Source organism: Okeania hirsuta (assembly GCF_003838195.1).
GTDB lineage: Bacteria > Cyanobacteriota > Cyanobacteriia > Cyanobacteriales > Microcoleaceae > Okeania > Okeania hirsuta.
Window position 1 is genome coordinate 1 of the sequence record NZ_RCBY01000267.1, and the last position, 9,034, is coordinate 9,034.

6 protein-coding genes are annotated in these 9,034 nt (G+C 33.6%); 5 read left to right on the forward strand and 1 reads right to left on the reverse strand.

Translation table 11 applies throughout. The features are described 5' to 3' along the window. Positions 1-878: 878 nt before the first annotated feature. Positions 879-1,769 carry a tRNA (5-methylaminomethyl-2-thiouridine)(34)-methyltransferase MnmD gene (locus tag D5R40_RS27515; protein ID WP_124146662.1) on the reverse strand — a complete coding sequence of 297 codons (891 nt, stop codon included), beginning with the start codon at positions 1,767-1,769 and terminating at the stop codon, positions 879-881. A gap of 42 nt (positions 1,770-1,811) precedes the next feature. Here D5R40_RS27515 and D5R40_RS27520 point away from each other — a divergent pair, with 42 nt between their 5' ends. The 5 genes from D5R40_RS27520 to D5R40_RS27540 all read left to right on the forward strand — a co-directional run bounded on the left by D5R40_RS27520 (position 1,812) and on the right by D5R40_RS27540 (position 8,149). Further along, entirely contained in the window at positions 1,812-3,227 is a 1,416-nt protein-coding gene (locus D5R40_RS27520) for an ABC-2 family transporter permease (protein ID WP_124146661.1), read from the forward strand. Between the two features lie 247 nt (positions 3,228-3,474). Beyond that, a complete protein-coding gene (locus tag D5R40_RS27525) occupies positions 3,475-4,032 on the forward strand; it encodes a hypothetical protein (RefSeq protein WP_124146660.1) in 558 nt (185 codons plus the stop codon). Between the two features lie 10 nt (positions 4,033-4,042). Then, the gene (locus D5R40_RS27530) at positions 4,043-4,870 is read left to right on the forward strand and encodes a sulfurtransferase (protein WP_124146659.1); all 828 of its coding nucleotides are present in this window, start codon (positions 4,043-4,045) and stop codon (positions 4,868-4,870) included. A gap of 349 nt (positions 4,871-5,219) precedes the next feature. Then, positions 5,220-5,474, forward strand: coding sequence for a hypothetical protein (locus D5R40_RS27535; protein ID WP_124146658.1), 255 nt, complete (start codon positions 5,220-5,222; stop codon positions 5,472-5,474). A gap of 992 nt (positions 5,475-6,466) precedes the next feature. After that, positions 6,467-8,149, forward strand: coding sequence for a tetratricopeptide repeat protein (locus D5R40_RS27540; protein ID WP_124146657.1), 1,683 nt, complete (start codon positions 6,467-6,469; stop codon positions 8,147-8,149). The last annotated feature ends 885 nt before the right edge of the window (positions 8,150-9,034 follow it).

Here is a 9,034-nt window from a genome sequence, read left to right on the forward strand (position 1 = left end):
TAGTCAAGGGTTTCACGGACTCAAGGTTAAAAATTCTCCATTCACAACAGTAGGTGCTGTAAACCTTTCCCAGTAACACTTTCAATCTTGATAGCCAACTGTTTTTTAGCAGAACTTTGTACTGTCTAGTATAAGTAGTCATGCAAAATTAATGAAACATACTCTAAAGCTAAAAAGCTGATGCTGTAAAAATTACAGAGAATAAAATTAGGTAATTAATTTTGCTTAAGCACTTAGCAGTGCTTGAGGGGTATATTTACAAATTGCAGAGACTACCCAATAGCTAAAAGTCTTATATTATCTGCTTTTTATATCATATCCGCTAAAAAATGTTCCATTAAAGCACCGTAGAAGTCAAAAGTCAAAAGTCAAAAGTCAAAAGTGAGATTTTATGAAAAAAAAGCAGTGCTTGAGGGGTATATTTACAAATTGCAGGGACTACCCAATAGCTAAAAGTCAAAAGTGAGATTTTATGAAAAAAAAGCAGATAATATAAGACTTTTAGCTATTGGGTAGTCTCTGCAATTTGTAAATATACCCCTCAAGCACTGCTAAGTGCTTAAGCAAAATTAATTACCTAATTTTATTCTCTGTAATTTTTACAGCATCAGCTTTTTAGCTTTAGAGTATGTTTCATTAATTTTGCATGACTACTTATACTAGACAGTGCAAAGTTCTGGGAATAACTATTGCTAGTCAAGGGTTTCACGGACTCAAGGTTAAAAATTCTCCATTCACAACAGTAGGTGCTGTAAACCTTTCCCAGTAACACTTTCAATCTTGATAGCCAACTGTTTTTTAGCAGAACTTTGTACTCTCCAGTACTTATAGTTTCATAGTTTCATATATCCTCACTTTTGACTTTTGACTTTTGACTTTTAAATTTGAACTCCTGACTCCTGACTCCTGACTCCTGACTCCTTCTTCAACAACCAACGTTTTTTCCAATGAGATGTAGGTTCTAGGGAAGATTTTTGTTGTTCTAACTGGCGACGATGCATAATAATTTCCGCCGAGTCTGATAAGTGGGGGTCTCGGTAGGGAATACTAGCGCGAGTTAGTAAATGTTCTTTTTCTTTTTCGGACAGTGGGGGTAAATATTCTTCAGTAAAACTGGCCACTGTTCCTGGCGATCGCCTACCTACTGGTGCAGTAGAACCAATTTTCAAATGAGCTTCTAGTAATGCTTTTCTGACTGCTGCAGAGCAGGAAAAAGTAGCTAGATAACCATCAGGTTTGAGAAAGCTACCTACTAAGCGCAAAAATTCTACGGTCCAAAGTTGAGGACAACTGGGTGGAGAAAAAGGGTCGAGAAATATAGCATCAGCTTGGAAACCGGAGTTATTTAGTTCTTGAATAGTTCTTCTAGCGTCCCCGATGGGCAGTTTGGCTTGAATTTTTTCTGTTTGTAATTGATGGGTATTAGCTAGAGTAGCTAATAATTCTGGCACAGGGTCAGGCCAATTATCTAGAAGACCTGTAGCGATCGCTGCTTTTGGCACCTCTGGGTCTAATTCTAGACCCACCAATTGAACTTGACAACCAGGATTAATTTTCCAGATGGCTGCTAAAGCAGAAGCAGTGTTATATCCTAGTCCATAACAAACGTCAAGTAGGCACACCACGGGTTGATGTATTCTAGATAATAGTTGAACTGGGTAAACAAACTTAAATTCTGCTTCTTGTTGAGCGCCAAAATGAGAGTGAAAAGTTTCACCAAATTCGGGTGAAAAAAAAGTAAAAGAGCCATCTGCTGTTGGTTGTGGCATGAATTTGTGATTGATCAATTTTTCCTCTGAAATAGTTATCTAATGAATAAACAGAAAAAATTATACTTACCTCCTTGGTTTCCTTATCCTAGTTCTTGGTTAAAGGCTTTAATTATGGTTTATTTTATAACTATTTTAGTTGCCATAATTAAGGATTTAAAACTGGGAATATATTGTTGGCAAAAACTAGGGGGAAGTTTAGAGTTATTCATTTGTTTGAGTATTATTTTTCTGTTTTTTTTGATTCCTGTTTTTGCTTTTTTGCATCATTACTTTATTTTGATTTTTCATATTTTTAGGAAAATTTTACATCGAAGTTATCGGTATAATTTTTTCTTATTCCCGCCAATTACAAGTTGGTGGAAAGCTTTATATAGTTGGTTGATAATTATTATTAGTACCCTGGCAGCAACTTTAATATATACATTGATTTTGCCTTGGTTTAACCTAAATTATCAAGTTGCCATTTTAGAAAAAAGTCAATTTTTATATCCTGAAACATCCATCGAAAAGTTACTTTTATTTATATTTATTAGTGTTTGGTTAATTGTAGCAGCTAAATTATATCAGTTTGAATTTTTATCTAAAAGTTTTTTGGTATTGAACAAAATATATAGTCCTACTCTACAAAAGACAAGTTTATCCAAACAACCTCAGATTAATTTGATTGAAGAAGGAAGAAGGAAGAAGAAAGAAGGAAGAAGCGGTGCGACCCCGCGTCGGCGACAGACGGAAAGGAATACCCATCAAGAGAGGAAAAAGTGGATGGGGACTCAAACCCCAAGCAATTGTAAACACCGTGTAGACGGCGGGGTATTTAAGCAAAAAGAAAAAGATAAAACAGAGAATGAATTGACAAAAACTAGCACCTATTCTGGAGTTAAAATCACAAATAAACCTCAATCAGTATTGGCGACAAAAAAAGTCAAGCCAGTTGATCAAAGAGAAAAAAGTAATTACTTACAAACCATCCAGAAAACAATCAAAAACAATATTTTGGTATTACTGATTATTCCTTTACTTACATTAGGTATATATGGATTTTATCAATGGCAATTAATGTCCGAAAAAACTGTAGTTATAGTTCCGGAAAACCCCTCACCAATAGCCAAAAAAGTAAACTCCGAAAACCTAGAAATTGAAGAAGTCAAAACTCAACCTACACCTGTATATTCCCCAATAAAAAAATCTTCACCTATCCCAAAAACAACTATTGTATTACCGCCACCAGACCCATTTAAACTTGCAGTTAATCGAGCTATAAATGCAGCAGAAATGGCTCAATCTGCCCAGACTAAAATAGAATGGGAAGCAGTAGCAAGTCAGTGGCAAGACGCAACAGAATTTATGAAAATAGTGCCAGCATCTCATCCTAAATATAAACAAGCTAGAAAAAAAGTCAAAGAATATCAAGGCTATGCTGACTATGCAATTAGAGTAGCGAAAATTAAAAAGTAAAGTAAGCATTCCACAGGAAATACTTACGAAGTAAATAAAAACAAATATAGCAATCAGGAATCAGATGTGAGAATTGAGATGTTTCTTAAAAGTATACGGTATAGCAGTTATCTTATTCATAAGATATTCATTTTTTTATTCTTCTCTTTTCCCTGTTCCCCGTTCCCTGTTCCCTAAAAATCTTCAATATCTTACAACTAAAATCATATTGCTATATTTGCAATTCATTATTCAGAGGTAATTAATTATGGTTCAATATAGATTTATCGAACTTGCTAAACAAGGAAATTCTAAATCCATTGCTACCCTATTAAATGGAACGTTACATCCTCAAGGTATTAATGCAAAAGTTAGTGCAGTAAATGGATGGTTACACATACTCCTAGAATCTGAAGAATTGCCAGAGAGAAGTTATATTGTAGATATAGTTAGACATCAATTAATAGAATTAGCTCCTGAATCAATTAAAAGAGTTAAATTACTAATTAAAAGATACAGGGATGATTATGCAATTTGGGGTCAGGAGTTTGATTTAACATTAAATTCCTCATCATGTTTAACTTGGCCTAATTTTGATGATAATCAACAATATAGATTTGATTCAAAGCCAAAAATTAATACTATCAAAAATAGAAGTTGGAATCATCTCAAAATTAGTAAGATAACTCTAGGGATAGTTGTGGTAATCTTATTCATGGCAGTAGTTGTTTTTATCAGTAAAATGTTAGTGAAGCGATCGCCACAAACAATCAATAGTTTTACCACCTATCCTCAACTATTATTATCAGAAGAAAACTTAATTTAACTTAGTAAATATGACTAATAAAAATATTCTTATTTCTCCTCAGTGGTTAGTAGACCATCTCAATGACCCAGACCTAATCATCATCGACTGTCGTTTTTCTTTAGCTGACCCAGAATTAGGCCAAAAACAATATCAAGCAGGTCATATCCCTGGTGCATTCTATCTAGACCTTAATCAGGACCTTTCCAGCGCAGTACAAAAACATGGCGGGCGTCACCCATTACCCGTTCCTGATAAACTTGGTCAAAAATTAGCAAGTATAGGTGTTAAATACCGAGAGACTCTAATTGTAGCTTATGATGATTCTCGCTTTGCCTTTGCTTCCCGTTTATGGTGGTTATTGACATACATGGGCCATGAAAAAGTTGCTCTTTTAGATGGCGGTTTTTCTGAGTGGCAAAAAAAATATCCAATTACTAATGAAATTTATGCCCCACAAACAGGTTTTTTTGAACCACAAATTCAATCAAAAATGGTAGTAGATATAGAAATAGTTAAAGCAAAAAAAGATTTGCCAGAAGTAGTATTAGTTGATTCGCGAGATAGCGATCGCTACTTAGGAAAACATGAACCTATTGACCCTATTGCTGGTCATATTCCAGGGGCGGTTAATTATCCTTGGAAACAAGTTACTGATGAAAATAGTCAGGCGAAAGTTTCGGAACAAGTTTCTCGCTGGGAAGAAGTAAAAAGTGCTGAGGAAGTTATGGTTTATTGTGGTTCTGGTGTGACTGCTTGTGTGAATTTATGGTCGTTAAAAATGGCGGGTATTAATACAGGAAAACTTTATGCAGGTAGTTGGAGTGATTGGTGTTCTTATTTAGTAGATAATAAGTAACTTCAGTTAACATTTATCAGTTATCAGTATTTCATGGCATAGGGAGACTTGAAACACTGAATTTTGTTGATTTTTACCCATTTCAAGGGGAGGCTTGATACCTGATTTTCTGGTCAAGTAAGAATAAGCAAGAATGATTATATAAAGGATAAAATTAGCATAAATAATCTGATTTTGGCTGAAATAGTTATGGAAGTAATTTTTTATTCTAGGTTTCCTGTAACTCCTGATCTCAAATTATGGTTATGGAAAATATCAGGTATTAAGACAATAAAATTTGATGGAGGTAGTGGTAATTATTGGTGTTCTTATTTGCTAGAGAGTCAATCAACTAAAAGGAGTAATTCAGATGGAATTATATGATGTTCTCTTGAATACTGATGAAAATAGTCACGGAAATTTTGGGGAACAGATTTATTCTTGGCAAGTTAAGGAAGTAATTTTTTATTCTGGGTTTGCTGTCACTCTTTATCTCAAATTATGGTTATGGAAAATCCCAGGTATTAAGACAATAAAATTTGATGGAGGTAGTGGTAATTATTGGTGTTCTTATTTGCTAGAGAGTCAATCAACTAAAAGGAGTAATTCAGATGGAATTATATGATGTTCTCTTGAATACTGATGAAAATAGTCACGGAAATTTTGGGGAACAGATTTATTCTTGGTAAGTTAAGGAAGTAATTTTTTATTCTGGGTTTCCTGTAACTCCTTCAACTAAAAAGCAATACGGTTTCCTACGGAATGCTGCGCAAATAGATAAGACCAAAACTCCTATACTATGGAACCATTAGATCAGCTTTTCAGATCACAGAACTTCCAAAAAAATCCTTAACTGAACCCTATTGAACTAAAAAGAAGGAATTCAGAAAGAATCAGAAACTGTTTGGTTGAATACTTATAAATATTGCGGGGTAAGTAACAGCCAAAAAAAGGAAAATAGATAGAATTAGGGAGACTTGCTTAAGATATAGAGTCAAGTTTTTTTACTGCTAATTAAACGGACTATAGCTAAAAAAATAAAATTTTAGTAAAGCTTTGAGGTTATACAATTTACAGAACTTCCAAAAAAATCCTTAACTGAACCCTATTGAACTAAAAAGAAGGAATTCAGAAAGAATCAGAAACTGTTTGGTTGAATACTTATAAATATTGCGGGGTAAGTAACAGCCAAAAAAAGGAAAATAGATAGAATTAGGGAGACTTGCTTAAGATATAGAGTCAAGTTTTTTTACTGCTAATTAAACGGACTATAGCTACTAAAAAAATAAAATTTTAGTAAAGCTTTGAGGTTATATAGCAATGTGCGCTGGCATATTTACAAATTACAAGAACTGTCCAATAGCTAAAAGTCTTGTATTATCGGTCTTTTATTCCCCCAGATGAGCTGTTGCCAGATGAGCTGTTGCCTGCGCACAGCGCTATACAATAGCCTACCTGAAGAATTGCTATAGTAATATTGTCTTCTATAAATAAAGAAGTCTACTTGCCCTGAGAATAATATTTTTTTAAATAAGTTATTGCCAAAAACACCAATACAAAAAATAGAGCAAAACTTGACATCTTAAATAACCTTATTCAATAATTAACAACCATAGTATGAATATTAAAACAAAAAAAAATCTGATTTTTCTTATCTCTATCTGTATCACAACTTGCATTTATATTACACTTACTTTAAATCCTTCTTGGTCAGCTAGTGAGAGAAACCAAAATCAATTAAACAGTGTAGTTCCTCTATGGAATAACTTAGGAAATATCCATCATCAAATAACAACAAATTCTCCTGAAGCTCAACGTTACTTCGACCAAGGTTTAACCTTGATTTTTGGCTTCAACCATGATGAAGCTAAACGTTCTTTTCAACAAGCAACTAAATTAGATTCTAATTGTGCAATGTGTTATTGGGGTATTGCTTTATCAGTAGGTCCTAATATTAATGCACCGATGAATCAAAAATCTATTCCTACTGCTTATCAAGCCATCCAAAAAGCTCAAAAACTTTCAAGCAAAACTACTTCTATAGAACAATCTTATATTAATGCTTTATCTCAAAGATATTCTGCTCAAAATTTAGAAAATCGTCAACCTTTAGATATGGCTTATGCTAATACCATGAGAGAACTTTCCAAACAATATCCTGATGATTTAGATGCAGCAACTCTATTTGCTGAATCTTTAATGGATTTAATGCCTTGGAATTACTGGAAAGAAAATGGTGAACCTCAACCTTTAACGAATGAAGTTGTTAAAAAATTAGAGTTTGTATTAGAAAAAAATCCAAATCATCCAGGAGCAATACATTATTATATTCATGCCCTAGAAGCTTCCCCATATCCAGAAAAAGCAGAAAAATCAGCAGATAATCTCCGGAATTTAGTTCCTGCTTCTGGTCATTTAGTACATATGCCGTCTCATCTATATCTCAGAATTGGTCGTTATCACGATGCAGCTAGTACTAACCAAAATGCGATTAAAGCAGATGAAAAATTTCTAGCAACTTCTCAACAAAAAGGATTATATTCAGCACTTTATTATCCTCACAATATTCATTTTTTCTGGTCAGCAGCTAGTATGGAAGGACGTAGTACAGATGCAATTAATGCCGCTAGAAAATTAGTAGATAAAGTTTCTCTTCAGGAAGTTGAGCAGTTTCCTTTGACTGAAATGTTTCTCCCCACTCCCTATTTTTCTTTGGTGCAATTTGGTAAGTGGGATGAAATTCTTACCGAATCTCAACCATCAAATAAGTTACCCTATACAATGGCAATGTGGCATTATGCAAGAGGTATGGCATGGGTTGGTAAGGGAAATTTAGAAAATGCTCAATTTGAGTATCAAAAAATCAACAAATTATTGCAAAATTCAGAGTTTAGTGCTTTGGAAACTGCAAATGTTCCTGCTACAAATTTAATTTCAATTGCTAATCATTTATTAATGGCAAAAATGGCATACCTAAAAGATAAAAATGAAGAGATGATTTCCGAATACCAAACTGCCGTAAAACTTCAGGATAATTTACCCTATATGGAACCTCCTTATTGGTATTATCCTGTACGTCAATCTTTAGGTGCAGCTTTGTTAAAATTAAATCGGGAAAAAGAAGCAGAAGTAGTTTACCGTCAAGATTTAAAACAGCATCCAAATAATGGTTGGTCTTTATATGGATTAGCAAAAAGTTTATTGGCACAAGGTAAACAAAAAGAAGCTGCTGAAGTCAAACAAGAGTTTGAAAAAGCTTGGTTAGCAGCAGATATTAAACTAACTACTTCTGAGTTTTAAAATTGGTGATCTAAAGTGCTTAATAATATTCAGTTAAAATTTTTTGATGAGATGCGAGCTTGAATAATTATCAGCTAGTAAGTCATCATATCTAATCTAGAAGAACCTAATTAAATTGGTTTGAATTTCTGAAGTGGTGGCATTTTCCTAGAACTTAAAATTCCGGATTAGGAAGTTGACAAAATCTAGAGTTATCTAGAGATAGTTGTAGATTATTAACCCTGATTGAATAGGAAAAAATTAATATTTATGAAACGATAAAAAGTACACTTAGTAAATATCTTGTAGTATACGAGCCATTACGCAAAACATTAAATCGGTACAGAAACCTGAAAATACAATACAACAACAACAGGGGACTTAGAAAAATACAAAAGCACATAAGGAAACATATTAAGCATAAAAATTCTGTTTTCTTTGTGTAAGTTAGCTCAAATGATGAAGGGTAGGAGTCAGGAGTCAGGAGTCAGGATAAATGGGAATTATAGAGGAGGTAGGAGGAAGAGTTACCCCTTGATTTTTCGGCCCAACTATTGCCCTAAAATACTAACTTTTTGAGCTTTTTAGACCGAAAAGCTTGTACTTTTTTCGACAAAAAAAGGCTAAAACCTTTATCTATCAATGCTTTTAAATTTAATCAGTAAGCCCTAATTATTAATTATTCGGAAAAAAACATTCACTTCATTTAGTTGTACTTCATAACTTCGGAAACTACTGTATCATTTTTATTCAATATTTATTCCCTCTTCCTTCTTATTTCTTCCTTTTATTCCCTCTTCCTTCTTCCCTCTTCCTTCTTACCTCCTCCCTCTTTCTTCTTTCTTCTTCCTTCTTCCCTCTTCCCTCTTCCTTCTTTAAAAATCAAAATAAATATAAGGCAAACCC